General features: G+C 66.1%; 22 protein-coding genes. 13 read left to right on the top strand and 9 right to left on the bottom strand.

The window, feature by feature from the left end; translation table 11 throughout:
- Window position 1: 1 nt before the first annotated feature.
- From uvrC to HQ354_RS02695, 11 genes are all read left to right on the top strand, one after another.
- Window positions 2-2,095 (top strand): excinuclease ABC subunit UvrC, encoded by a 2,094-nt coding sequence (gene uvrC / locus HQ354_RS02645; protein WP_068424274.1) that lies wholly within the window; start codon window positions 2-4, stop codon window positions 2,093-2,095.
- Window positions 2,096-2,199: 104 nt separating this feature from the next.
- Entirely contained in the window at window positions 2,200-3,066 is an 867-nt protein-coding gene (gene rapZ, locus HQ354_RS02650; protein WP_068425934.1) for an RNase adapter RapZ, read from the top strand.
- Window positions 3,063-4,085 (top strand): uridine diphosphate-N-acetylglucosamine-binding protein YvcK, encoded by a 1,023-nt coding sequence (gene yvcK, locus HQ354_RS02655; protein WP_222634115.1) that lies wholly within the window; start codon window positions 3,063-3,065, stop codon window positions 4,083-4,085. Before rapZ ends, yvcK begins: the two co-directional genes overlap by 4 nt.
- Entirely contained in the window at window positions 4,076-5,059 is a 984-nt protein-coding gene (whiA, locus tag HQ354_RS02660) for a DNA-binding protein WhiA (protein ID WP_068424269.1), read from the top strand. The genes yvcK and whiA overlap by 10 nt, the downstream gene beginning before the upstream one ends.
- Before the next feature lie 121 nt (window positions 5,060-5,180).
- Window positions 5,181-6,200, top strand: a complete 1,020-nt coding sequence (gene gap, locus HQ354_RS02665) for a type I glyceraldehyde-3-phosphate dehydrogenase (RefSeq protein ID WP_222634116.1) — start codon at window positions 5,181-5,183, stop codon at window positions 6,198-6,200.
- Between the two features lie 4 nt (window positions 6,201-6,204).
- The gene (gene pgk / locus HQ354_RS02670) at window positions 6,205-7,416 is read left to right on the top strand and encodes a phosphoglycerate kinase (RefSeq protein ID WP_114329550.1); all 1,212 of its coding nucleotides are present in this window, start codon (window positions 6,205-6,207) and stop codon (window positions 7,414-7,416) included.
- Window positions 7,417-7,420: 4 nt separating this feature from the next.
- Window positions 7,421-8,206, top strand: a complete 786-nt coding sequence (gene tpiA / locus HQ354_RS02675) for a triose-phosphate isomerase (protein ID WP_167676721.1) — start codon at window positions 7,421-7,423, stop codon at window positions 8,204-8,206.
- A 122-nt stretch (window positions 8,207-8,328) separates the two neighbouring features.
- Window positions 8,329-8,562 (top strand): preprotein translocase subunit SecG, encoded by a 234-nt coding sequence (gene secG, locus HQ354_RS02680; RefSeq protein WP_068424261.1) that lies wholly within the window; start codon window positions 8,329-8,331, stop codon window positions 8,560-8,562.
- Between the two features lie 92 nt (window positions 8,563-8,654).
- A complete protein-coding gene (gene ppc / locus HQ354_RS02685) occupies window positions 8,655-11,483 on the top strand; it encodes a phosphoenolpyruvate carboxylase (protein WP_167676719.1) in 2,829 nt (942 codons plus the stop codon).
- 60 nt (window positions 11,484-11,543) lie between these two features.
- The gene (locus HQ354_RS02690; protein WP_068424256.1) at window positions 11,544-12,686 is read left to right on the top strand and encodes an epoxide hydrolase family protein; all 1,143 of its coding nucleotides are present in this window, start codon (window positions 11,544-11,546) and stop codon (window positions 12,684-12,686) included.
- A gap of 79 nt (window positions 12,687-12,765) precedes the next feature.
- On the top strand, window positions 12,766-12,948 hold the full coding sequence (locus HQ354_RS02695) for a hypothetical protein (RefSeq protein ID WP_068424254.1): 183 nt from the start codon (window positions 12,766-12,768) through the stop codon (window positions 12,946-12,948).
- A gap of 43 nt (window positions 12,949-12,991) precedes the next feature.
- Here the strand turns inward: HQ354_RS02695 and pgl are convergent, their stop codons facing one another.
- The 5 genes from pgl to tkt are packed head-to-tail and all read right to left on the bottom strand — an operon-like array spanning window position 12,992 to window position 19,439.
- Window positions 12,992-13,738 carry a 6-phosphogluconolactonase gene (gene pgl, locus HQ354_RS02700; protein WP_068424252.1) on the bottom strand — a complete coding sequence of 249 codons (747 nt, stop codon included), beginning with the start codon at window positions 13,736-13,738 and terminating at the stop codon, window positions 12,992-12,994.
- On the bottom strand, window positions 13,731-14,639 hold the full coding sequence (gene opcA, locus HQ354_RS02705; RefSeq protein WP_346764391.1) for a glucose-6-phosphate dehydrogenase assembly protein OpcA: 909 nt from the start codon (window positions 14,637-14,639) through the stop codon (window positions 13,731-13,733). The genes pgl and opcA overlap by 8 nt, the downstream gene beginning before the upstream one ends.
- Window positions 14,636-16,207, bottom strand: coding sequence for a glucose-6-phosphate dehydrogenase (zwf, locus tag HQ354_RS02710; protein ID WP_222634117.1), 1,572 nt, complete (start codon window positions 16,205-16,207; stop codon window positions 14,636-14,638). Before zwf ends, opcA begins: the two co-directional genes overlap by 4 nt.
- A gap of 4 nt (window positions 16,208-16,211) precedes the next feature.
- Window positions 16,212-17,336, bottom strand: coding sequence for a transaldolase (gene tal / locus HQ354_RS02715; RefSeq protein WP_068424246.1), 1,125 nt, complete (start codon window positions 17,334-17,336; stop codon window positions 16,212-16,214).
- A gap of 3 nt (window positions 17,337-17,339) precedes the next feature.
- Window positions 17,340-19,439, bottom strand: a complete 2,100-nt coding sequence (gene tkt, locus HQ354_RS02720; RefSeq protein WP_068424245.1) for a transketolase — start codon at window positions 19,437-19,439, stop codon at window positions 17,340-17,342.
- Window positions 19,440-19,748: 309 nt separating this feature from the next.
- Here tkt and HQ354_RS02725 point away from each other — a divergent pair, with 309 nt between their 5' ends.
- Both HQ354_RS02725 and HQ354_RS02730 read left to right on the top strand, forming a co-directional pair.
- On the top strand, window positions 19,749-20,765 hold the full coding sequence (locus HQ354_RS02725; RefSeq protein ID WP_068424243.1) for a heme o synthase: 1,017 nt from the start codon (window positions 19,749-19,751) through the stop codon (window positions 20,763-20,765).
- A gap of 103 nt (window positions 20,766-20,868) precedes the next feature.
- Entirely contained in the window at window positions 20,869-21,261 is a 393-nt protein-coding gene (locus HQ354_RS02730; RefSeq protein WP_068424241.1) for a hypothetical protein, read from the top strand.
- A 135-nt stretch (window positions 21,262-21,396) separates the two neighbouring features.
- On the opposite strand, the gene HQ354_RS02735 is transcribed toward HQ354_RS02730, so the two are convergent.
- From HQ354_RS02735 to mptB, 4 genes are read right to left on the bottom strand one after another with little or no spacing between them, the layout of a single operon-like run.
- Window positions 21,397-22,365: a heme A synthase gene (locus tag HQ354_RS02735; protein WP_068425931.1), complete on the bottom strand. Its 969-nt coding sequence runs from the start codon at window positions 22,363-22,365 to the stop codon at window positions 21,397-21,399.
- Between the two features lie 47 nt (window positions 22,366-22,412).
- A complete protein-coding gene (locus tag HQ354_RS02740; protein ID WP_068424240.1) occupies window positions 22,413-23,210 on the bottom strand; it encodes an ABC transporter permease in 798 nt (265 codons plus the stop codon).
- Window positions 23,207-24,151, bottom strand: coding sequence for an ABC transporter ATP-binding protein (locus HQ354_RS02745; protein ID WP_371828797.1), 945 nt, complete (start codon window positions 24,149-24,151; stop codon window positions 23,207-23,209). The genes HQ354_RS02740 and HQ354_RS02745 overlap by 4 nt, the downstream gene beginning before the upstream one ends.
- Window positions 24,151-25,749 (bottom strand): polyprenol phosphomannose-dependent alpha 1,6 mannosyltransferase MptB, encoded by a 1,599-nt coding sequence (mptB, locus tag HQ354_RS02750; protein WP_068425928.1) that lies wholly within the window; start codon window positions 25,747-25,749, stop codon window positions 24,151-24,153. The genes HQ354_RS02745 and mptB overlap by 1 nt, the downstream gene beginning before the upstream one ends.
- Window positions 25,750-25,974: the final 225 nt, after the last annotated feature.

Below are 25,974 nucleotides of genomic sequence, written 5' to 3' on the forward strand. Positions count from 1 at the left end.
CGTGTCCGATCCCTCTACGTATCGCCCGGCCACCGGGACCATCCCGGTCGAACCCGGCGTGTACAAATTTCGTGATCCGCACGGACGCGTGATCTACGTCGGCAAGGCCAAAAGCCTGCGCAGCCGACTCAATTCGTACTTCGCGGACGTCGCGTCGTTGCATCCGCGTACCCGCCAGATGGTCACCACCGCAGCGTCCGTCGAATGGACGGTCGTCACCACCGAGGTGGAGGCGCTGCAGCTCGAGTACAACTGGATCAAGGAGTTCGATCCGCGGTTCAACGTTCGGTATCGCGACGACAAGAGCTACCCGATGCTCGCCGTCACGATGAACGAGGAGTATCCGCGGCTGTTCGTCTACCGCGGTCCGAGACGCAAAGGTGTGCGGTACTTCGGGCCGTACGCGCACGCGTGGGCCATCCGGGAGACCCTCGATCTACTGCTGCGAGTGTTCCCGGCGCGTACCTGCTCGGCGGGAGTGTTCAAGCGGCACAGCCAGATCGGCAGGCCCTGCCTGCTGGGGTACATCGACAAGTGTTCGGCGCCCTGCGTGGACCGCGTCAGCGCCGAGGAGCACCGCAAGATCGTCGAGGATTTCTGCGATTTCCTTTCCGGCAAGACCGACAAGCTCGTGCGGCAACTAGAGAAGCGCATGCAGGAGGCGTCCGAGGAACTCGATTTCGAGACCGCGGCTCGGCTGCGCGACGACGTCGGCGCACTCCGACGCGCGTTGGAGAAGCAGGCTGTCGTTCTCGGTGACGGCACGGACGCCGACCTCGTCGCCTTCGCCGCCGACGACCTCGAAGCCGCCGTGCAGGTCTTCCACGTGCGCGGTGGGCGGGTGCGCGGCCAGCGGGGCTGGGTCGTGGAGAAGGCGGGAGAAGTGGTCGAGCAGCAAGCCGAGAACCGTGACGATCTGCCTGCTCTCGTCGAGCAGTTCCTGACGCAGTTCTACGGTGAGCAGGCTGCCATGTCGATTCAGTCGCCCGGTGTCGACGACGCAGGCGCCAATGCGGTTCCGCGTGAGGTCCTCGTTCCGGTCATGCCTGCCAACTCCGATCAGGTACAGCAATGGCTCAGCCGTCTGCGCGGGTCCAACGTGCAGCTTCGGGTTCCGCAGCGCGGTGACAAGAAGGCGCTGGCCGAGACCGTCGAACGCAACGCCAAGGAGGCGCTGCAGCAACACAAGCTCAAGCGTGCAGGTGACTTCACGTCCAGATCGGCTGCGCTGCAGGGTATTCAGGAGGCGCTCGATCTCGACTCCGCGCCTCTGCGGATCGAGTGCATCGACATCTCGCACGTACAGGGCACCGATGTCGTCGCCTCGCTCGTCGTGTTCGAGGACGGTCTCCCGCGCAAGAGCGACTATCGCCATTACTCGATCAAGGAAGCGGCGGGCGACGGACATTCCGACGACGTCGCCAGCATCGCCGAGGTGACGCGTCGCCGATTCCTCCGGCACAGTTCCGACGCCGGTGGCGGTGGCGACCTGTCAACCGAGGCCGCGTTGGATCCGCAGACCGGACGCCCGAAGCGCTTCGCGTACCCACCGAACTTGTTCGTCGTCGACGGCGGCGCTCCCCAGGTCGCAGCCGCCTCCGAGGTTCTGGACGAGCTGGGCGTGACCGATGTCGCGATCGTCGGTCTGGCCAAGCGTCTCGAAGAGGTGTGGGTGCCGGGCGAGTCGGATCCGGTCATCCTGCCGAGGACCAGCGAGTCCCTGTACCTGCTGCAACGGGTGCGCGACGAGGCACACCGATTCGCCATCAGTTTCCACCGCAGCAAGCGTTCGCGTCGCATGACGGCGTCGGCGCTGGACTCGGTACGCGGGCTCGGCGAGACGCGTCGTAACGCTCTCGTGGCGCATTTCGGATCCGTCGCCAAGCTGAAGCAGGCGTCGGTCGAAGAAATCGTCCAGGTACCGGGAATCGGCGAGATGACGGCGAAGTCGGTGCTCGAGGCACTGGGTGCGGAGTCCGGCCCTGTCATACCGGACACCGTCGGGTCGGACACTTCGGACATCGTCGGTCAAGATGGAGTCACGGGCAGCGACGCTGCCGATCGGGGTCGGGAAGATGCAACTTCGACAGGGTGAGGCGTGACGTGAGCAAACCGGATGTACAGCCGGCGCCGGACGCGACGGCGGCGGACAGCGCGAGCGACAACAGCGACGACGTCGTCCCACCGCACCCAGGCGGTATCGAGGTCGCCCTCGTCACCGGCTTGTCGGGCGCGGGGCTTCGTACTGCCGCCAAGGCGCTCGAGGACATGGGGTGGTACGTCGCGGACAACCTGCCACCCGAGCTGATCTCGAAGATGGTCGATCTGGGCCTGGAGTCGGACCCGCGCATCGAACGGCTCGCACTCGTGATGGACGTGCGCAGCCGTCTGTTCACGGGCGACCTCGGCTGGGTCGTCCGGGAACTCGATTCCAAGGGCGTCCGCAATCGTGTCTTGTTCCTCGACGCCACCGACGCGGCGCTGATTCGACGGTTCGAGTCCAACCGACGTAGCCACCCACTCCAGAACGACGGGCAGGACGGCACGCTGACCGAAGGCATCGCAGCCGAGCGGCTCCGCCTCGCGCAGGTCAAGGCGGCAGCCGACGTGACGATCGAGACCTCGTCGCTGTCGGTGCACCAGCTACGTCGCAAGATCGAGGCCGCGTTCGGAGGCGCGGATGCCGCGATGATCGGCGTCACCGTGCAGTCCTTCGGCTTCAAGTACGGTCTTCCGATCGACGCGGATCTGGTGTGCGACGTCAGATTTCTGCCCAACCCGCACTGGGTTCCGGAGCTCCGCGAGCACACTGGTCGGGACGAGGCGGTCCGCGACTACGTCCTGGAGCAGGACGGGGCCCAGGACTACTTGAACACCTACCACCATCTGTTGCAGCTGACGGTGGACGGATATCGGCGGGAAGGCAAGCGATACATGACGGTTGCAGTCGGGTGCACCGGAGGAAAACATCGAAGCGTAGCCATGTCGGAAGCGCTAGCCGCGATGCTGGAACAACACGACGACCTGTCGGTGCGGGTGCTGCATCGAGACATGGGTCGCGAATGACCGACCTGCAGCCGGACGACACGTCGTCGAAGAAGATCGTCGCGCTGGGTGGAGGTCACGGCCTGTATGCCACGCTGAGCGCGGCCCGCAGGCTCGCCTCCGACGTGACGGCCGTGGTGACCGTCGCGGACGACGGGGGATCGTCGGGTCGCCTTCGCGCCGAGCTCGGTGTCCTTCCGCCCGGTGACCTGCGGATGGCATTGGCCGCGCTGGCCGCCGAGAACCCGCGCACCCGCATGTGGGCCGACGTGCTTCAACATCGCTTCCGCGGTACCGGGGCGTTGGCGGGACACTCGGTGGGCAATCTCATACTGGCCGGGCTCACCGAGGTGCTCGGTGACACGGTTCTGGCGCTCGACGAGGTGTCCGATCTGCTGGGAATCCGCGGCAGGGTGCTCCCGATGGCACCCGTTCCGCTCGACATCGAGGCGGACGTCTCGGGGCTGGAGGACGATCCTCGGGTCAGCCGCGTCATACGGGGTCAGGTGGCCGTCGCGACGACACCCGGCAAGGTGCGGCGTGTCCGTCTGATGCCTCCCGACCCACCGGCGACGCCGGAAGCGGTGGAGGCCATCGGCGCGGCCGACCTCGTCGTGCTGGGTCCCGGCTCGTGGTTCTCCAGTGTCATTCCCCACGTTCTCGTCCCGGACCTACTGGCTGCTCTCGACCGATCGACGGCGCCGAAGGTCCTGGTGTTGAATCTCGCGCCGGAGTTGGGGGAGACCACCGGATTCTCCGCCGAGCGGCATCTGCACGTACTCTCCCAACACGCGCCTGACTTCGGAGTCGACTACGTCCTCGTCGACTCGCTCTCCGTGCCTGCCGGGGGAGAGCGAGACCACCTCGCCCGTGCGGCTGCCAGGCTGGGAGCCGAGGTCGTCTACGACGATGTCGCCGAATCAGGTACTCACGCGCATCATTTCGGAAAGTTGGCGGCAGCGCTCGGTAGCATCGTCTCGTCGCGAGACGGGACTGCGCCGACGACGTCGCGCAGAGAGGGGATCATTTCGTGGCCATGACAGCGGAGGTGAAAGACGAGCTCTCGAGGCTCGCGATCACCCAGGTGAGCTGCAGGAGAGCCGAGGTGTCGGCTCTCCTGCGGTTTGCAGGTGGGCTTCACATCGTTGCGGGGCGTGTCGTCGTCGAGGCGGAGGTCGATCTGGGGTCGATCGCGCGGCGCCTGCGGCGGGAGATCTTCGACCTCTACGGCTACTCGTCGGACGTGCACGTTCTCAGTGCAGGCGGTCTGCGCAAGAGCTCTCGCTACGTCGTGCGCGTCGCGAAGGACGGCGAAGCGCTGGCTCGCCAGACGGGACTGCTCGACATGCGCGGTCGGCCCGTGCGTGGTCTCCCCGCACAGGTCGTCGGCGGGACGGTCGGCGACGCCGAAGCGGCATGGCGCGGTGCCTTTCTCGCTCATGGGTCGCTGACCGAGCCGGGTCGCTCGTCGGCGCTCGAGATCAGCTGCCCCGGTCCGGAAGCCGCGCTGGCGCTCGTCGGTGCAGCCAGACGACTGGGTGTGGCAGCCAAGGCGCGTGAGGTGCGTGGCACCGATCGCGTCGTCGTCCGCGACGGCGAGGCCATCGGCGCTCTGCTGACCCGCATGGGAGCTCAGGACACTCGCCTCGTCTGGGAGGAACGCCGCATGCGACGCGAGGTGCGTGCGACCGCCAACCGGCTCGCGAACTTCGACGACGCCAACCTACGACGCTCCGCACGTGCTGCAGTCGCGGCGGCGGCACGCGTCGAACGGGCGTTGGAGATCCTCGGCGACGACGTTCCCGACCATCTCGCCGCGGCGGGTTCGTTGCGAGTCCAGCATCGACAGGCGTCCCTGGAGGAGCTCGGCCAGCTGGCCGATCCGCCGATGACGAAGGATGCCGTCGCGGGAAGGATCCGCCGTCTGCTGTCGATGGCGGACCGAAAAGCGAAGGACACCGGCATTCCGGACACCGAGTCGGCCGTCACCGCGGAACTGCTCGACGAGGCGTGAATGCCCTGGTAGCGGACGACCCGCGCGCGAGTCGTGACTGCGCACTAGGGTGGGATCTGCTGCGTGCGGATGTCCACATGCACGAAATCCGACAAACGGTTCAACAACTTAGGAGCGAACAGTGACGATCCGGGTAGGCGTGAACGGCTTCGGCCGCATCGGACGTAACTTCTTCAGGGCAGTCGATGCGCAGAAAGCTCTGGGCACCACCGACATCGAGATCGTGGCTGTCAACGACCTCACGGACAACGCAACCCTGGCGCACCTGCTCAAATACGACTCCATCCTCGGCCGTCTGCCGCACGACGTGAGCCTCGAGGGCGACGACACCATCGTCGTCGGCGACCAGAAGATCAAGGCGTTGTCGCTGCGCGAGGGCCCGTCCGCACTTCCGTGGGGCGACCTGGGTGTCGACGTCGTCGTGGAGTCCACCGGCATCTTCACCGATGCGGCCAAGGCCAAGGGTCACCTCGACGCAGGCGCCAAGAAGGTCATCATCTCCGCGCCCGCCAAGGGTGAGGACATCACCATCGTGATGGGCGTCAACGACGACAAGTACGACGGCAGCCAGAACATCATCTCGAACGCGTCGTGCACCACCAACTGCCTCGGACCGATCGCCAAGGTTCTCGACGACGAGTTCGGCATCGTCAAGGGCCTCATGACGACCGTCCACGCGTACACGCAGGACCAGAACCTGCAGGACGGCCCGCACAGCGACCTGCGCCGTGCGCGCGCTGCCGCTCTGAACGTGGTTCCGACCGGAACGGGCGCCGCGAAGGCGATCGGCCTGGTTCTCCCGCAGCTGCTCGGCAAGCTCGACGGCTACGCCCTGCGTGTGCCGATCCCGACCGGCTCGGTCACCGACCTGACGGCCAACCTGAAGAAGTCGGCCAGCGCCGCGGACATCAACGCTGCGATGAAGGCGGCCTCCGAGGGCGCGTTGAAGGGCATCCTGAAGTACACCGAGGATCCGATCGTCTCGTCGGACATCGTCACCGACCCGCACTCGTCGATCTTCGACGCGGGCCTGACCAAGGTCATCGACGACCAGGTCAAGATCGTCTCCTGGTACGACAACGAGTGGGGCTACTCCAACCGCCTCGCGGATCTCATCGGCCTCGTCGGAAAGTCTCTCTGATCACATGGCAGTCAAAACACTGCAGGATCTGATCGCCGCCGGGGTGTCCGGCCGCGCTGTGCTGGTCCGATCGGACTTCAATGTTCCGATCGAGAACGGTGTCATCACCGATCCGGGCCGGATCGTCGCGTCGCTTCCGACGCTGAACGCCCTGCTCGACGCGGGCGCCAAGCTCATCGTGACGGCGCATCTCGGACGACCGGATGGCAAGCCCGAGTCGAAGTACTCGTTGGCGCCTGTCGCGTCGAAGCTCGGCGAGCTGCTGGGCAGGCACGTGCAGCTGGCCGGCGACGTCGTCGGGCAGGATGCCCAGGCGCGCGCCGAGGGACTGACCGACGGCGACGTCCTCCTGCTCGAGAACATCCGCTTCGATCCGCGCGAGACCAGCAAGGACGAGGCGGAGCGTGCCGCGCTCGCCGCCGAGTTGGTGGCGCTGACCGACGGCGAAGGTGCGTTCGTGTCCGACGGCTTCGGTGTGGTCCACCGCAAGCAGGCGTCGGTCTACGACGTCGCGAAGTTGCTCCCGTCGTACGCGGGCAACCTGGTCGGCACCGAGGTCGACGTCCTGAAGACGCTGACCGAGACCCCGCAGCGCCCGTACGCGGTCGTGCTGGGTGGCTCGAAGGTGTCCGACAAGCTCGCGGTCATCGAAGCATTGGCACCGAAGGTCGACACACTCGTCATCGGCGGCGGAATGTGCTTCACGTTCCTCGCGGCTCAGGGACAGTCCGTCGGTTCGTCGCTGCTGCAGGACGACATGATCGACACGTGCAAGGACCTGCTCGAGCGTTTCGGTGACGTCATCCACCTGCCGAAGGACGTCGTCGTCGCCGATTCGTTCTCCGCGGATGCGGAAGCGAAGACGGTGCCGTCGTACGAGATTCCCGACGGCTGGATGGGTCTGGACATCGGCCCGGAGTCCGTCGAGCGTTTCGGTGCGGTTCTGCGCGCGGCCAAGACGGTGTTCTGGAACGGCCCCATGGGTGTGTTCGAGTTCGAGAAGTTCGCGGCAGGCACCAAGGGTCTCGCCGAGGCGATCGTCGCGGCGACCTCGAACGGCGCTTTCAGCGTCGTCGGTGGCGGCGACTCCGCTGCCGCGGTCCGGGCCCTCGGACTTCCGGACGACGGTTTCTCGCACATCTCCACCGGAGGAGGGGCGTCGCTCGAATACCTCGAGGGCAAGCAGCTCCCCGGTCTCGCAGCCCTGGAGGACTGAACAGATGGCACGTAAGCCGCTTATCGCCGGCAACTGGAAGATGAATCTCAACCACCTCGAGGCCATCTCGTTGGTACAGAAGATCGCGTTCTCGTTGCCCGCGAAGTACTTCGACAAGGTCGACGTGACGGTCATCCCGCCGTTCACCGACATCCGCAGCGTGCAGACGCTGATCGAGGGTGACAAGCTGCTGCTCACCTTCGGTGCGCAGGACGTGTCGGCTCACGACTCGGGTGCGTACACCGGTGAGATCAGCGGTGGCATGCTCGCCAAGCTGGGATGCACGTTCGTCGTCGTCGGACATTCCGAGCGCCGCACGCTGCACAGCGAGGACGACGCGACGGTCCTGGCCAAGACCAAGGCTGCGCTGAAGCACGGGCTGACGCCGATTGTCTGCATCGGCGAAGGCCTGAACATTCGAGAGGCCGGTGAGCACGTGTCGTACAACGTCGCTCAGCTGCGTGCGTCGCTCGAGGGGCTGTCCGCCGAGGACATCTCCAAGATCGTCATCGCGTACGAGCCCGTGTGGGCCATCGGTACCGGCAAGGTGGCCAGCGCTGCGGATGCGCAGGAAGTGTGCGCAGCCATTCGCGAGGAACTGCAGACGCTGGCGTCCGCCGATGTCGCGGCCGGCGTTCGAATCCTCTACGGCGGATCGGTCAACGCCAAGAACGTCGGCGAGATCGTCGCGCAGAACGACGTCGACGGCGCCCTCGTCGGTGGTGCGTCGTTGAAGGCGGACGAGTTCGCCACCCTGTCGGCCATCGCCGCAGGGGGACCCCTGCCCTGATCTTCTGGGCGACACCCGACCGGAGCTGCCGTGCCACTGTCTCGCGAGAGGCGGTGGCACGGCAGTCGGCGTTCGACAGGTAGGCTGTCAGCGGTCGTGAGCTGAATCGATGTGAGGCGGACATGGAACTGTTTCTGGATATCTTGCTGGTCGTCACCAGCTTGGCGCTGATTCTTCTGGTGCTGTTGCACCGGGGTAAGGGCGGCGGTCTGTCCAGTCTGTTCGGTGGCGGCGTGCAATCGTCTCTGTCGAGTTCGACGGTCGTCGAGAAGAACCTCGACCGCTTGACCATCTTCACCGGCATCGTCTGGCTCATCGCGATTCTCGGCATCGGCCTCGAGATCAAGTTCTCCTGACTGTCGCGGCCTCACCGAGGTCATTTGTAAAGACATGCCGACACGACGTGGTGTGAACTGCGGATGCGGGGGCGTTCGGCGATACTGTACGAATGAGTGAAACCCCTGTGGAGTCGGCTGGATCTCCTGCGTTCGTCACACCGACGACCCAGGGTCGCGAGCTGACCGAACCGCTGCGCGAGGACATCCGTTATCTCGGTGGGATTCTCGGCGACATCATTCGCGAACACGAGGGTGAGGAGACGTTCGACCTCGTCGAGCGGGCGCGTGTCGAATCGTTCGCCGTCCGCCGTTCGGAGGTCGATCGAGGCACCTCCGTCGGCATGTACGCCGATACCGCTGTAGCCCAAGCGATTCCGCTCATCCGCGCATTCAGTCATTTCTCGCTCCTGGCCAACCTCGCCGAGGATCTGCACCGCGAGCGTCGACGCGCGATTCACCTCGACCGCGAGGATCCGCCGCAGGACAGCAGCCTCGAGGCGACCTGGCTCAAGCTCGACGCCGCGAACCTCACGCGCGACCGGATCGCGTCCGCATTGACCGATGCCCTTGTCTCGCCGGTCATCACGGCGCATCCGACGGAGACGCGTCGGCGCACGGTGTTCGACGTACAGTCCAAGATCACCGAGCTGATGCGTCGTCGAGAGGTCGCGATGGCTGCGGCGCCGAACAAGGCGTCGGCCGCGAAAGAGCTTGCGTCCGTTGATGCCTCGATCAGGCGTCAGGTGCTGACACTGTGGGAGACGGCGTTGATCCGCTTGTCCCGCTTGCGGATCCAGGACGAGATCGAGGTCGGGCTCCGGTACTTCGAGACATCGCTCTTCGACGTCATCCCGGCGCTGAACGCGGATGTCCGTGCCGCACTGCGCACACGGTACCCCGAGGACGGTCTGCTGCCGCGGCCGATCCTGCGCCCCGGTTCGTGGATCGGCGGCGACCGCGACGGCAACCCGAACGTCACCGGCGACGTCGTGCACACCGCGACACACCAGGCGGGATACGTCGCCTTCGCGCACTACCTGGACCAGTTGGTCGCGCTGGAGAAGGAACTGTCGATGTCGGCGCGGTTGGTCGACATCGCCGACGAATTGACCGCCCTCGCTGCGGAGTCGGGAGATCCCGACGACCGACGGGAGGACGAGCCGTACCGCGTCGCAGTCCGTGGAATTCGTGCCCGACTCACCGCCACCGCGGTTGCAGTGCTCGACTCGCTGCCTGTCTCTGCGCTCGACCTGGGCGCGACGCCGTATGCCGCCCCGCAGGACGTGTTGAACGATCTCGACGTCATCGACCGAGCACTGCGTGCCGACGGCGACGCACTGATCGCCGACGACCGTCTGCTCGCGCTCCGACAAGCCGTCGAGACGTTCGGGTTCCATCTGCAGGCCCTGGACATGCGTCAGAACTCGGAGACGCACGAAGAGGTCGTTGCCGAACTGTTGGCGTGGGCCGGTGTGCATCCGGACTACGCGTCGCTGGGGGAGGACGAGCGGGTCGCACTGCTGTCTCGGGAGCTGACGACGCGTCGTCCGCTCGTGGCAGCCGACGCCCGACTGAGCGACCTTGCGACCAAGGAACTCGGCATCGTCCGCGCCGCGAAGACGGCGATCGATCATCTCGGCCCCGACACGATCCAGAACTACATCATCAGCATGTGTCAGTCGGTCAGCGACATGCTCGAAGCGGCCCTTCTGCTCAAGGAAGCAGGCATCTTCGATCCGGGTGCGGACGGGTCGGCCCCGACGTCGACCGTCGGCGTCGTGCCGCTGTTCGAAACGATCGAAGACCTGCAGCAGGGCGCCGAGACGCTCGTCGCGACGCTGAACGTCCCGGTCTACCGAGCTCTCGTCGAGGGCCGCGGCATGAACCAGGAAGTCATGCTCGGGTACTCGGACTCCAACAAGGACGGCGGGTACCTCGCGGCCAACTGGGCGCTGTACCGCGCCGAACTGGATCTGCTGGAGGCGTCGCGCACCACGGGAATTCGACTGCGGCTGTTCCACGGTCGCGGCGGCACCGTGGGACGCGGCGGCGGCCCCAGCTACGACGCGATCCTCGCCCAGCCGCCCGGCGTCGTCCAGGGCTCGCTTCGACTCACCGAGCAGGGCGAGATCATCGCGGCGAAGTACGCCGAACCGTCGATGGCACGGCGCAACCTCGAATCGCTCGTCGCGGGCACGCTGGAATCGACGTTGCTCGACGTCGAAGGTCTGGGCGACGGGGCCGAACCGGCCTACGCCGTGCTCGACGACCTGGCGGCCAGAGCCCGTGCCGCCTACGGCCGTCTGGTGCACGAGGAGCCCGGGTTCGTCGAGTACTTCCGGACGTCGACGCCCGTCGCCGAGGTCGGGGAGTTGAACATCGGTAGCAGGCCCGCATCGCGGAAGCCCACCAACTCGGTCTACGACCTCCGGGCGATCCCGTGGGTCATGTCCTGGAGTCAGTGCCGCGTCATGCTTCCGGGGTGGTACGGAACCGGCTCGGCGTTCGAGGAATGGGTCGACGGCGACGACGAGAAGCTGGCCGTGCTGACCGACCTGTACCGGAAGTGGCCGTTCTTCCAGACGGTGCTGTCCAATCTCGCTCAGGTCATGGCGAAGTCGGATCTCGGCATTGCCGCTCGATACGCCGAGCTGGTGCCGGACACGGCTTTGCGTGATCGCATCTTCGGCATGATCGAGACCGAACACGCGAAGACCATCGAGATGTACCTGAAGATCACCGGTCATTCCCGATTGCTCGAGGACAACCCGGCGCTGGAACGGTCGGTGCACAACCGGTTCCCGTATCTCGAGCCGCTGAACCAGATGCAGGTCGAAATGCTGCGGCGCTTCCGTGCAGGCGACGACGACGAGCGCGTCAAGCGCGGAATTCTGTTGACGATGAACGGTCTAGCGACGGCGTTGCGCAACAGCGGGTAATAGTTCTCGATGGGCTGTCGAGGACCGAAGCCGTCCTCGACAGCCCATACCGTGCGTGGCATGACTTCGTTCAAGGCATCACCGTTCCGTGTCGACATTCCTCAGGCCGAACTCGACGACCTTCGACGGCGTCTGACCGGCACCCGCTGGCCGGACGACCTTCCCGGTGTCGGATGGGAGTACGGCGTCCCTGTCACGTATCTGCGCGAACTCGCCGAGTACTGGGCCACGGCGTTCGACTGGCGTGCCCACGAGAAGAGACTGAATCGGTACCCGCAGTTCGTCGCAGACATCGACGGCCGAACGCTCCACTACGTCCACGTCGCGTCGCCGGATCCCGACGCGGTTCCGTTGGTTCTCGTTCACGGATGGCCGTTCGAGGACTTCGGCGACGTGATCGGACCGCTCACGGATCCGCGTGGCCACGGCGACGATACGGCGCAGGCGTTCCACGTCGTGGTGCCCACACTCCCCGGATTCGGCTTCTCGGGCCCCACGACCCGGCGCGGTGACGCAGACACGGTGTGTTCGGCCGAGCTGATCGCGCGGCTCATGGCCGAACTCGGCTACGACCGCTACGGTGCACAAGGCGGAGACGCCGGTTCGTTCATCGCCCCGCAGCTCGGGCGGATTGCGCCGGACAAGGTCATCGGAGTGCACATGAACGGACCGATCACCATCCCGTCGTGGGACGACGACGGTAGCGGATACAGTGCCGAGGATCGGAAAAAAGTTGCGGCGCTGGCAGATTGGAGCAATTCCGAGACAGCGTCGTATGCGTCTGTTCATTCGACGCGGCCCGCAACGCTTGCACCCGCACTGACCGATTCACCGGTCGGATTGCTGTCCTGGGTGATCGACGTCGTGAACACCTACATCGACCCGGCGAAGACCCTATCCGACGCGATCGACCGCGACATGCTGCTCGCGAACGTCAGCATTCTGTGGTTCACCGAGACCATCGGGTCGTCGATGCGCCTGTACAAGGAGTCGACGCAGTGGGGAGCAGAGCTGACCTCGTCGGGTGTGCCTACCGCTGCCGCAGTGTTCGCGCGTGACAACAGTATTCGTGGAATCGCCGAGAAGCAGAACCACATCGTCCGGTGGACCGAGTTCGATCACGGCGGACATTTCGCAGCGATGGAAACGCCGGGCGAGTTGATCGACGATCTCCGGACCTTCTTCTCGTCGCTGTCGCGGTGAGTCCGCTGGTGGAACCGTTTCCTCGGCGGCCGCGTCAGAAGGGATAGGAAGCCGGGTCGAGGCAAAGGGGGACAAGGCCGTGGCACAGTGCTCGAGCGACGCCCGATCGTGGCGTGACGGGACCGCGTATCGCGTGCACGGACGTCGGTCTCTCGGTGGTCGCGCGCAGATGTCGGCCGGCACGGACGCCACGGATTCGAGCCTTGCGACGCCGCCCGCCGGGGACCTGTCGAGAGACGGCGACGGCGTCGAACCTGCTTGACGGACAAGCAGATTCGACGCCGTCGTGGTTCTCGCCGCTCGTACTACGTGTCCAGCTTCGACGCGGCCGCCGTGTCGACGAACCACACCGTCGACTCGGATCCGACGGCTCCGGCCGATGGCACGTCGTCCGGGGAGGCGCCGCCGACCGCTGCAGCCACGGCCTCGGCCTTTGCTTCGCCGGACACCAGTAGCCAGACATGCTTCGCACGTCGAATCGCGGGCAGAGTCAACGTGATTCGCACGGGTGGCGGCTTGGGGGAGTCCTCGACCGCGATGACGTACTGCGTCGTCTCGCGCACCGCGTCGGTATGGGGGAACAGGGAATTGATGTGTCCCTCGCCTCCCATGCCGAGCAGGTGCACGTCGAACTCCGGCGCCCGCTCACCCTCGTCGGCGTGGGCTGCGAGAACCCGGGCGTACGACGCCGCAGCCACCTCGGGGTCGCTCTCGTGCGGACCGTCCGACGCGGCCATGCGGAACACTCGATCTGGGTGCACGTCGACGTGATTCAGCAGGGCGTCCGACGCTTGAACTTCGTTGCGTTCGGGATCGCCCGCCGGCAGGAACCGCTCGTCGCCGAAATAGACGTCGACGCGGCTCCAGTCGATGTTCCCCGAGTCCTTGCGCAGAGCTTCGAGCAGTGCGATGCCGGTTCCACCACCGGTCAGTACGACCGAGGCGGATCCACGCTCGGCCTGCGCCGAGGTGACGACGTCGACGAACCTCGAACGTGCCGCGTCGACGAGCGCGTCGGCGTCGAGAAAATGCAGAACCGATGTCTCACTCATAAGTCACCTTCGACAGTCCGTTCAGGGCCAGTTCGTAGATCTCGTCCGTGTCGAGGCGACGCAGCTCCTCGGCGAGGCATTCACGCGTGTCCCGACGCGCCAGCGCGACCTCGGCGTCGGGCTGTCCCGTGCGCCGAAGCGTGGCAGTCTTGCCGGTCTGGGGCCGGGTGATCGAGATGCTGCTGTTCTCGCGATGCAGCTCGACTCTCAGCTCGCCCGTCGTCCGGTGGACCGGCACGTCGAGCTTCGCGGCCAGCCAGCCGGCGAGGATGTCCAACGCGGGCTCCTCGGCCAAACCGGAGACCGACACGGACACGACCTTCTCGTGCGGCGGCTGGTCGAGTGCCGTCGCGAGCAGCCCACGCCAGTACGTGATGCGGCTCCACGACAGGTCGGTATCGCCCTGCCGGTAACTGGTGACGCGGCTCTTGATCGCCGCGGTCGTGTCCGGAGCGTTCGTCGCGTCGGTGATGCGACGAATAGCCAAGCGGCCCAACGGATTCTTCGCAGGAACCGCAGGAGCCTCGTCCGGCCACCACGCCACAATCGGCGTGTCCGGCAGCAGGAACGGGATGACGACGCTGTGTTCGTGATCCGCCAGTTCGCCGTTGAGCCTGAGCACGACGACCTCCGACGCGCCTGCATCGCCTCCGACGCGAATCTGGGCGTCCAGACTCGACTCGGCGGCGCGGTCACCGTGGGTCAGCACGATGACACGACACGGGTGCTCACGACTGGCGTCGTTCGCGGCCTCGATGGCACGCTCTGCCTTCTCGGCGTCCGGGCTGGCGACGATGAGCGTGAGTACGCGCCCGATGGTGACGGCACCACCGGACTCGCGCAGCTCGACCAGCTGTTTGCCGACCTCGGCCGTGGTGGTGCGGGGGATGTCGACGATCACGGCCTTCTCCATTCGCGTCCGGTGCGGTGCATCATCTCGTCACCGGAGGTCGGTCCCCACGTGCCGGCCTCGTACGGCTCGGCGGTGCCGCCGGACGCCCAGTACTCGAGAATCGGGTCGAGAATCTTCCAGGACAGTTCGACCTCGGCGTTGACGGGAAACAGCGACGGCTCGCCGAGCAGAACGTCGAGGATCAGACGTTCGTAGGCCTCGGGGGACGACTCGGTGAACGCCTGCCCGTAGCTGAAGTCCATGCTGACGTCGCGCACCTGCATGCTCGAGCCCGGCACCTTCGATCCGAAGCGCATGGTGACGCCCTCGTCCGGCTGGACGCGGATGACGAGCGCGTTCTGGCCGAGTTCCTCGGTCATGGTGGCGTCGAACGGCAGGTGCGGTGCACGCTTGAACACCATGGCGATCTCGGTGACCCTGCGCCCCAACGCTTTTCCGGTGCGCAGGTAGAACGGGACGCCGCCCCAGCGCCTGGTGTCGACCTGCAGGGTGATCGCCGCGTACGTCTCGGTGTTGGATTCGGAGTCGAATCCCTCTTCTTCCTTGAGCCCCTTGACCTTCTGGCTGCCCTGCCACCCCGCGGTGTACTGGCCGCGGGCGGTGGTTTCCCCGAGAGGGAGTGCAGGCTTGGTCGCCGACAGCACCTTGATCTTCTCGGACTGCAGTTCCGACGGGCTGAAACTGACCGGTTCCTCCATCGCGGTGATCGCGAGCAGCTGCAGCAGGTGGTTCTGGATCACGTCACGGGCCGCGCCGATGCCGTCGTAATAGCCTGCGCGGCCGCCCAATCCGATGTCCTCGGCCATCGTGATCTGAACGTGGTCGACGTAGTGCGCATTCCAGATCGGATCGAACAGCTGGTTCGCGAAGCGCAGCGCCAGGATGTTCTGAACCGTCTCCTTGCCGAGGTAGTGATCGATCCGAAAGACGGTGTCCTCCGGGAACACTCGGTTCACGACGGCGTTGAGCTCCTGAGCGCTCCGAAGGTCGTGGCCGAACGGCTTCTCGATGACGACGCGTCGCCACTGGTCGTCCTTGCCCTGGGACAGCCCGGAGCGAGAGAGCTGTTCGAGGACGACGGGAAACGCGCCGGGTGGGATCGACAGATAGAACGCGTGATTGCCGCCCGTCCCGCGGGTCTCGTCCAGCTCGGTGAGCGTGCGGGACAGTTCGTCGAATGCAGCGTCGTCGTCGAAGGACCCCTGCACGAACCGGAACCCTTCGGCCAGGGTGTTCCAGACTTCTTCGCTGAAGGGTGTACGCGCGTGATCCCGGACCGCGTCGTGCACGATCGTGGCGAAATCTTCCTTGCCCCACTCACGTCGAGCGAAGCCGACCAGGGCGAAACCGGGGGGCAGAAGCCCCCGGTTCGCCAGGTCGTACACCGCAGGCATGAGCTTCTTACGAGCGAGATCGCCAGTGACGCCGAAGATCACGAGACTGCACGGTCCGGCGATTCGCGGAAGACGCTTGTCACTTCGATCGCGGAGCGGGTTGGTCCACTCCGAGGAACTGTTCTGCGCAGGATCCTTGTGTTCGGTGTCTGCGGTGGTCACGTCTCTAGCTCTTCTGGCCCGCTTGGCGGAGCTGTTCGCCGGTGGCGTCGAGCAACTCGGTCCACGACGCCTCGAACTTGGCGACACCCTCGTTCTCGAGCGTCAGGAACACGTCGGTGACGTCGATGCCGATGGCGGAGAGCTTGTCGAAGACTTCCTGCGACTCCTGACCCTTGCCCGAGATCGTGTCACCGGTGATCTCACCGTGGTCGGCGACAGCATCGAGAGTCTTCTCGGGCATCGTGTTGACGGTGTTCGGCGACACCAGGTCGGTGACGTAGAGCGTGTCCGGGTACGCGGGGTTCTTGACACCGGTCGACGCCCACAGCGGGCGCTGCGGACGTCCGCCGGATCCGGCGAGCTCGTGGAAACGCGGTCCGACCTCGAACGCCTGCTGGTACGCGACGTAGGCCAGGCGAGCGTTCGCCAGAGCAGCCTTGCCCTTGAGTTCCTCGGCCTCGGGGGTGCCGATCTTGTCCAGGCGTGCATCGATCTCGGTGTCGACGCGCGAGACGAAGAACGAAGCGACCGAGTGGATTCTGGACAGATCGTGGCCTGCGGCGCGCGCAGCCTCCAGTCCCTCGAGGTAGGCGCCGATGACCGCCTCGTACCGCTCGACGGAGAAGATCAGTGTGACGTTGACGCTGATGCCCTCTCCGATGACCTTGGCGATCGCGGGAATGCCGGCTTCGGTCGCGGGAATCTTGATGAGCACGTTCGGGCGGTCGACGATCTTCCACAGCTCGACGGCCTGCGCGACGGTCTTCTCGGTGTCGTGCGCCAGGCGGGGATCGACCTCGATGGAGACGCGGCCGTCGACTCCTGCCGTCGACTCGAAGACGGGAGCGAAGATGTCGCACGCGTTGCGCACGTCGTCGGTGGTGACCGTGCGGATGGTGGCGTCGACGTCGGCGCCTCGCTCGGCCAGCTCACGAACCTGCGCGTCGTAGGCGTCGCCCTTGCTCAGCGCTGCCTGGAAGATCGACGGGTTGGTCGTCACGCCGACGACGCTCTTGCTCTCGATCAGCTCCTGCAGGTTGCCGGAGTTGATGCGGTCGCGGGACAGGTCGTCGAGCCAGACGGATACGCCTGCTGCGGACAGATCTGCGAGGTTCTTGTTCTGGGTCATGGGTTATCCCTTCACATTGGTGATCGAGCGCTGTGCGGCAGCGACCACGGCCTCGGCCGTGAATCCGTACTCGCGGAACAGCGTCTTGGCGTCCGCCGACTCGCCGTAGTGCTCGAGCGAGATGATCTCGCCGAAGCCGCCGACGATCCGGTACCACGGCATCGCGATGCCCGCCTCGATGGAGACGCGCGCCTTGACGGTGGGCGGAATGACCTGGTCGCGGTAGTTCTGGTCCTGGCTGAAGAACCACTCGACACACGGCATGGACACGACGCGAGCCGCGATGCCCTGCTCCTCGAGAGTCGTCTGCGCCTCGACGGCGTACTGCAGTTCCGAGCCGGTGCCGATGAGGACGACGTCCGGAGCCGCCTTCGAGGACTCGGAGAGGATGTAGGCGCCCTTCGACACACCCTCGTAGCTCGTGCCCTCGAGAATCGGGATGCCCTGACGGGTCAGTGCCAAACCGACGGGGCCGCTGCTGCTGGAGCGCGCCAGCACGGCCTGCCAGGCGAACGCGGTTTCGTTGGCGTCGCCCGGGCGGACGACGGACAGGTTCGGAATGGCACGCAACGCGGCGAGGTGCTCGACGGGCTGGTGCGTCGGGCCGTCCTCACCGAGGCCGATGGAATCGTGGGTCCACACGTAGATCGGATCGATGTCCATCAACGACGCCAGACGCACCGCCGGACGCATGTAGTCGCTGAACTGCATGAACGTACCGCCGTAGGCGCGGGTCGGTCCGTGCATGACGATGCCCGACAGGATCGACCCCATCGCGTGCTCACGGATACCGAAGTGCAGCGTGCGTCCGTAGGGCTCGGCGTCCCAGTCGTCGGTGGAGATCGACGTGGGGCCGAAGGACTTGGCGCCCTTGATGGTCGTGTTGTTGCTGCCCGCGAGGTCGGCGGATCCGCCCCAGAGTTCGGGAAGGACCGGTCCGACGGCGCTCAGCACCTCGCCGGACGCGGCGCGCGTCGCGATGGCCTTGCTACCGGGCTCCCAGGACGGGAGGACGTCGGTCCAGTTCTCGGGCAGGGTGCCCGCGGTCAGCCGGTCGAGCAGCTGCTTGCGCTCGGGCTCACGTGCGGCCCATGCGTCGAACTGGGTGTTCCACTCGGCGTGGGCCTTGCGTCCGCGTTCCTGCAGCGACCGGGTGTGCGCGATGACCTCGTCGGAGACCTCGAACTTCTTCTCGGGGTCGAAGTCGAGCGCCTGCTTGACCTTCGCGACCTCTTCGTCGCCGAGAGCGGCACCGTGCACGGCGCCGGTGTTCATCATCGTCGGAGCAGGGAAGCCGATGATCGTGCGCAGCACGATGATCGACGGCTTGTCGGTGACGGCCTTGGCCTTCTCGATGGCCTCTTCGATCGCCACGACGTTCTCGCCGCCCTCGACGACCTGGACGTGCCAGCCGTACGCCTCGTACCGAGCTGCCGTGTCCTCCGACAGCGCGATGTCGGTGGCGTGCTCGATCGAGATCTTGTTGTCGTCGTAGAACAGGATCAGGTTGCCGAGCTGCTGCGTTCCTGCGAGCGACGACGCCTCGGACGTCACACCTTCTTCGATGTCGCCGTCGGAGGCGATGACGTAGATGAAGTGATCGAAGGGGCTGTCACCGAGCGCGGGCTCGGGGTCGAACAGGCCGCGTTCGCGTCGCGACGCCATGGCCATACCGACAGCGGACGCGAGACCCTGGCCGAGGGGACCCGTCGTGATCTCGACGCCGTCGGTGTGGCGGAACTCCGGGTGGCCGGGGGTCTTGGACTTGAAGGTACGCAGCGACTCGATGTCGATGAGCTCGAGACCGAATCCGCCCAAGTACAGCTGCAGGTAGAGCGTCAGGCTCGAGTGTCCGCACGAGAGGACGAAACGGTCGCGTCCGATCCAGTGGGTGTCGTTGGGGTCGTGGCGCATGGTGCGCTGAAAAAGCGTGTAGGCGAGCGGGGCCAGGCTCATGGCCGTGCCGGGGTGCCCGTTGCCGACCTTCTGTACCGCATCCGCAGCGAGGACTCTGACGGTATCGACCGCCCTGGTGTCCAGGTCCGTCCAGTCGCTGGGGTGGTGCGCCGTGGTGAGGACGTCAATATCGTCTGTGATCGACACGAGCAGAGATCTCCTGACATTGGTACGAGTAAGGCCAGTTGCGCGCACCGATTTCAGCGCATCGGAAACACGTCGCCCACCAGCCTAGTTCCGCGGCGGTCCGATGTCGTGCCTTCCCCCTCCCGGTCGCGTCGGCGTAACCGGGGAGCGACGCATTGCTCACTTTGGGTGCCCTGAGAATTGGAGTCGGGATGGTCGACGTCTACCATCGCTTGTAGTAGTACGCATCCGCACCGAAGTTCTCGGTGTCGACGTGTGCGTGCAGTAGTTCGAGTGTTCATGTGTTTCGAGCCCGTGCAAGGAGACGTAGTGCGAATGGGGCAGCGGCCGGGCGGCCACGGATTCGCAGGCGGCCCTAGCCACCCCGAGGACGACGCACACGGTGCGGACGCCCCGTCGCAGACCACCGGAGAGAAGTCCGCGACCAAGCGGGCGATCGATCTGGTGTTGGCGTACGTCGCGCTGACCAAGCCGCGGGTCATCGAGCTTCTTCTCGTCACGACGATCCCGGCCATGCTGCTCGCCGACCGTGGACACGTGCAGCCGTGGCTGATCCTGACGACGTTGTTCGGCGGAATGATGGCAGCCGCCAGCGCCAACTGCCTCAACATGGTGGCCGACGCGGACATCGACAAGGTCATGGCCAGGACGGCGAAGCGTCCGCTCGCACGCGGCGCGATGCCGGTGTCGCACGCGTTCGTCTTCGGCGTGACACTGGGCATCGTCTCGTTCTTCTGGCTGTGGGCGACGACGAACCTGCTCAGCGGCATTCTCGCCGTCGTCACCATCTGCTTCTACATCTTCGTCTACACGCTCGTCCTCAAGCGGCGGACGTCGCAGAACGTCGTCTGGGGCGGTGCCGCCGGCTGCATGCCCGTGATGATCGGCTGGTCGGCCGTCACCGGGACGATCGGCTGGCAGGCGATCGTCATGTTCCTGGTCATCTTCCTGTGGACGCCGCCGCACACATGGGCGCTGATGCTGCGCTACAAGGAGGACTACCAGGCCGCCAACGTGCCGATGTTGCCTGCGGTTGCGTCGGAAACCAAGGTCACCAAGCACATCGTGATCTACGCCTGGGCCACGGTTCTGGCGACGTTCGCGTTGGCCCCTGGATCCGGCGTCATCTATGCGGCGGTCGCACTGGCGGCGGGCGTGTGGTTCCTCGTCGTCGCGCACCGGTTGTACGCGGGCGTTCGCGGCGGCACACCGGTCAAGCCGCTCAAGCTCTTCATTCTGTCGAACGAGTACCTGGCGCTGGTGTTCTGCGGACTCGCGGTCGACTCGGTCATCGGCTGGGACACGCTCGCACAGCTGTTCTCCTGACGCGCATGTGAGCAGAAATGCGTACCCCGGTACGCATTTCTGCTCACGGGGCGCGCAGCGCCCTCCACGCGTGCACGAGGTTACCGAGCGGTATTGTCGTGCAATGGCTACCGATTCTGAGAAGACGCTCGAAGACATTTCGGATCAGGCTGAGGACGCGCCCCAGACGGAGGTGCCCGCGGGCGCGCTGAAGGCGGTGCGTGAGTTCGTCGGCGAGCACGGGGGATCCGGACATGTCGTCGTTCAGCCGATCGGCCGCGCAGGCACCCGGGTGACCCTCGTGGGCGCCGACGGCGTGTTGGGGGACCAGGTCGTCGCGAACGACGAGATCGCCCGGGCGCTCGTCGACCAGGTGGACAGTCTCAGCGAGTCGGAATGGGACCGTGACCTCGTCAGTTCGGTCAATCCGGCCCCGGGGCACTACCGCCGGATGGCGGGATGGGTTGCGCGCCAGACCCGTTTCCCGAAGGCGCGTAACGCAGCGCTCGAGAAGTAATCCGAACCCGCGAAATTTTCCCCGAAACCGGGGAACCGAATGTTTCCGGGTCGCGTCGAATATGAGTGGAGAGGTAGTCGGTCGTCTGAGGGGGAGACCGGCTGCCTCTCCCCTCGTGAGGTCTGACTTCCAGCTCTAGATCGCTGCGCTGTCCACCAGCTCGTCGGCAGGAGTACGAGCCCGGCATGCCGCCCACACGGCCGCGGTCGCTGCGGTGCAGGCGCCCGCTCCGGCCACGTGCACGGCCACCAGTGCGGCGGGCACGTCCGTGAAGTACTGGACGACACCGACGAGGGCTTGTGCGACGACGGTCGCGATGAGCACCCAGAGGCGCTTCTTGACCGTGTCGGAGGCTCGCACGGCGTACAGCGCGAATCCGAGTCCGACCAGAAGGGCGAGGTAGGCAACGAGCAGCTGTGCATGCAGGTGCACCAGCGTGACGATCTCGATCTCGAGACGCGGAACCGGCTCGTCGATGCTCTTGTCGCCGGCGTGCGGGCCTGCGCCGGTCACCATCGTGCCCGCGACGAGCACGGCTGCGAGCACGATGCCGGACAATCCGGCGAGCATGCGCAGAGGCTCGGGCACGGTTCGCGTGGACACGACGTTCTCGTCGGGTTCGGCGACCTTGAAGTACAACAACGTGGCCAGCCACACCATCGCCATCGAGACCACCAGGTGGATGGCGACGGTCCACCACAGCAGACCGGTGAGAACGGTGAATCCGCCGATGATCGCCTGCACGACGGTTCCGAGCGGCATCAGCCACGCGAAAAGAAGTACGTTGCGACGACGACGCGCCCGCGTCACGGCGAGGACGATCGCTGCAGCGGCGAGCACGACGACGAACGTCAGAAGCCGGTTTCCGAACTCGACTGCCTGGTGCAGCACCGGTACTTCCGACACACCGACCGGCGTGAAACTGCCGGGGAAGCACTGCGGCCACGTCGGGCATCCGAGTCCGGACGCCGTGACGCGCACGATCGCGCCGGTCACGGCGATGCCGCCCTGGGTCAGGATGACGATGAACGCCAGGATCTTCTGCACTCGAAGCGAGGGCAGCGGAAGACGGTCGACGACGCTCAGAAACGCTCGATACAGCACGTGGTGATCGTAGTGGTCGATCAACTACAGGCTGTCGTTGACCCCGGTCAGACGAACTTGAACAGCCGAACGGCCAGCCAGGAACAGACGACGGTCCAGCCGGCGAGCACGGCGACGCCGAACCAGTCCCACGAACCGGACACCGCGTTGCCGAGTGCTTCCGCAAGGGCCCCGGACGGGACGAACCGCGCGATGGTGTGCAGCGCGACCGGCAGGTCGTCGCTCAGCACGACGAGCGAGCCGATTCCGAGCATCACGAACCAGAGGATGTTGGCGAGCGCGAGCACGATCTCCGCGCGCAGAGTTCCGCCGAGCAGCAGACCCATCGTCGCGAACGTGACGGTCCCGAGGGCGATGATCACCGCGCCGAGTACCAGTCCGCCTGCGCCGGGGCGCCACCCCAGCAACGCCCCGATGGCGCCGAGCAGTACCGACTGCAGGACGACGACGAGTACGACGGCCACGGCCTTGCCGCCGATGATGCCCCACTTGGGCAGCGGCGTCGCACCCAGACGTTTCAATGCGCCGTAACGGCGATCGAATCCGACTGCGATGGCCTGTCCGGTGAACGCCGTCGACATGATCGCGACCATCATCACCGCGGGCACGACCTGGTCGACGGGTTCCTTGCCCATCGCGCCGAGGGGCAGAAGAGTGAGACCCACGAGCAACGTGATGGGGATGAACATCGTCAGCAGAAGCTGTTCGCCGTTGCGCAGCAACAACTTCAGCTCGAGCATGGACTGCGACGTCAGCATCGTGAGTGGCGAGTTCGGCGACGGGTCGGGTGTGAAGAGTCCCGCGTCGAAACGGTTGTCGCTGCGTGCGTCCTTGCGCACCGTCATCGTCTGAGCTCCCTGCCGGTCAATTCGAGAAACACGTCTTCCAGGCGACGTTGATCCACCTGGAGTTCCGTCGCGAGAACGTTCTGCTGTGCGCACCACGACGTCACCGTCACGAGGATGTCCGGTTCGATGACGCCCTCGATCACGTACGAGCCGGGCGACTCCTCGGACGGTCGATAGCCGACGGGGAGGGCGGCGTCGAGAAGCGAGAGCTCGAGGCCAGGGGGAGCGGTGAAGCGAAGGCGTCCCTCGGCGCCCTGCTTCGTCAGTTCCGATGCCGTGCCCGACGCCACGATACGGCCGTGGTCGACGATGACGAGCTGGTCGGCGAGCTGTTCGGCCTCGTCCATGAGGTGGGTCGTCAGCAGCACGCTGACGCCGTCCCGCCGCAGCGCCTCGACGAGTTCCCAGACCAACAGACGCGCCTGCGCGTCGAGACCGGCCGTCGGTTCGTCGAGAAAGACCAGTTCGGGCCTACCGACGATGGCGCACGCGAGAGCGAGCCGCTGCTGTTGACCGCCGGACAGCCGTCGATACGGCGTCTTGACGGTGCGGTCCAGGCCGAGACACGTGAGCAGCCAGTCGGGGTCGAGCGGATTCGCGGAGTACGACGCGACCAGGTGCAACATCTCGCCGGCCTTGGCGCCCGGGTAGGCGCCGCCTCCCTGCAACATGACACCGATGCGGGGGCGTAGCTGGGCCGATTGCGTGATCGGGTCGAGGCCGAGCACTCGGACGGTTCCCGAATCAGGGGTGACGAATCCTTCGCACATCTCGACGGTGGTCGTCTTGCCTGCTCCGTTGGGTCCGAGCAGAGCGAGCACCTGACCACGTTCGACGGTGATGTCGAGTCCGTCGACGGCCAGAAGTCCGTTGTACGACTTCCGCACATCGGTCAGCTGTACGGCAGGTTGCGTCGAGGAGTTCGACGAGCGCACGATCACGAGGAACCAGCGTATTCCCCTGCCGATGTCCGGCGTGTCTGCGGTCCGACCTCGGACCGCCACGGCAGCGTCGAGCGGGTCAGGAGATACAGGACGCCGATGGTCAGGATGGTCATGACGGCTGCCTGGACGATCTGGAACGGCAGATACTCGCTGCCGTTCGGCATGAGGATGACGCTGACGATCGTCGAGAAGACGATCGCAGGAACACGGAACGCAGGCCGTGTCGCCCACGCCGCGAGCGGGATGACCGCCCACAGCAGGTACCACGGCTGGACCACCGGGAACAGCAGTACGAGCGCACCGAGCGAGACGCCGAGCGCGCCGACCGGGTGCAACCGTCCCTTCAGGACCGCGACCAGCATCCTGATCGCGACGAAGCCTGCGACGACCGACGCGATCGGTCGTGTGAGACTCAGCATAGCCGTCGTGTGGTCGCCGAGGCCGAGGAGCACGCCGACGAACCCGGTGCCGACGCCCAGGATGGTCGGGATCGACATCCAGCTGCGCACGACGCTCGCGGTCCCGAGGGTGTGCACCCACCCGAAGCCGAGGCCACTCGCGAGACTGACCCCGACGTGCACGATCACCGCCACGACACCGAGCAGCGCTGCCGCCGAGACGACGGCCTTGACCGTTCCGCCCCATCGTCGGGCGAGTGCCATCCCGACGAACCCGAGCGCGAGCAGCGACGGGATCTTCACCGTCGACGACAGGGCGATCAGCGCCGCGCCGGACAGCAGAAGAGCCAACGACGCGTTCCTGATGGGCGACGCGGATTCGATGGCGCGCAACGCGAGCTCGGTACCGGCGAGCATCAGTCCGATCATCAGGGCTTCGTTGTGGATGCCCGCCACCAGGTGGAAGAGCAGCAGGGGGTTGGCGGCACCGAGCCACAACGCGCTGACCGCGGCGACACCGCAGCGCCGAGCGAGGCGGGGTAGCGCCCAGACGATCAACGCGACACCGACGAGGGCAAGCAACCGATGCAGGAAGATGCCCGCGACGATGTTCTCACCCGTCAGCCACGTGATGCCGCGCCCGATCCAGAGGAAGAACGGGCCGTACGGCGCAGGCGTGTCTCGCCAGATGTTGGGAACGGTCCGCGTCAGGACGTTGTCGACGCCGAGTGCCCCTGCCGGCCCGATCTCGTAGGGGTCGAGGCCTCGCGCGGTGATCTCGCTCTGGGCGAGGTAGGAGTAGACGTCGCGGGAGAACATCGGCGGTGCGACGCACAGCGGAAGGATCCACAGCAGCAGGGTGCGATCGAGTTGGGAACGCGTCATTCGTCGGGGGACCGATCCGTCGCGCAGACGCCCGACGGCGAAGCGGCCGAGCAACAGCCATGCCAACACGACGATGACGGTTCCGGTCATGGTGATCGTCAGAGCCGAGCTCGCCATGCGCGACGGCAGGCTCAGCACCCGGACTCCGGCGACCGGATTCTGCAGGACCGGTTGCGCTCCTGCGCCGAGCGCGCCGACGGCCATGAGAATCGCGCCTGCCGCGCCGAACCGTCGTATCGCCCGTAGCTGCGACGTTTCCGACGCGTTCAGACCGGGCGCCTCGGGCTCGTCACCGTGCAGCGCAGCCACACTCGCCGACGACGGGTGGCGTGTGTCGAGGCCGACGAGTCGCCGCGCCGAGTGGACTACCGTGCGCGGGAGTTGCCCGAGGCGTCGTCCGGGATGATCGGTCGGGGTGACCGAGGAGTCCGCGAAGTTCTCGTCGTCGGCGGTCTGTGGCACGTGTGAAGCGTAACCGTGCGGGCCGCACGCGCGGTCGGTCCGGTCCGAGGGCACTCCAACAACGGGTGGACG

Origin of the sequence: Rhodococcus sp. BP-261, assembly GCF_019835205.1 — a bacterium.
In the GTDB taxonomy this organism is placed as follows: domain Bacteria; phylum Actinomycetota; class Actinomycetes; order Mycobacteriales; family Mycobacteriaceae; genus Rhodococcoides; species Rhodococcoides kyotonensis_B.